The 489-nt window shown below is 39.1% G+C and carries 2 protein-coding genes; both read left to right on the forward strand.

The window, feature by feature from the left end:
* A partial coding sequence (locus GJV78_RS22820) for a phosphopantetheine-binding protein (RefSeq protein WP_155110332.1) occupies nucleotides 1-289 on the forward strand: 289 nt, incomplete at its 5' end.
* Nucleotides 286-489, forward strand: a 204-nt coding sequence (locus tag GJV78_RS22825) for a hypothetical protein (RefSeq protein WP_155110333.1), incomplete at its 3' end; no start/stop codon positions are given. The genes GJV78_RS22820 and GJV78_RS22825, both read left to right, overlap by 4 nt.

The raw sequence follows: 489 nt of genomic DNA on the forward strand, positions 1-489 counted from the left end.
CGAAGCCTTTGCCCGCGAAGCCTATGAGGCCCCGCAGGGGGGAGTTGAGGAAATGATGGCCGCTATTTGGTCCGAACTGCTGGGCGTGTCGCAGATAAGCCGGCATGACTCATTCTTTGCCCTGGGTGGAAATTCCCTATTGGCGATTAAATTAATTAACAAATTAAGTATGGATACTGGTTTGTCGATAAGTCTAAAAGCTATTTTCGATTTCCCTATGTTATCAGGTTTCTCAGACATATATATCAGCGTATTTATAGCAAAAAAACTTTCTGGAGACAAAAAATGAAGAAAGGCATCCATTTAAATTTAAATGAGTTATCGCTTCAGGATATCGATATAAGAAAGTATAAAAGCTTAGGTGATAAATATAAATCATTATCTAGTGGTGATATCGAGTCTACATCTGATCATATTCTTAAAATCAGTCATACAGATAGTGAATATTTGCCTCTGTCATTTGCACAACAACGGCTATGGTTCCTGGCA

Source organism: Intestinirhabdus alba, from assembly GCF_009711095.1.
Lineage (GTDB): Bacteria > Pseudomonadota > Gammaproteobacteria > Enterobacterales > Enterobacteriaceae > Intestinirhabdus > Intestinirhabdus alba.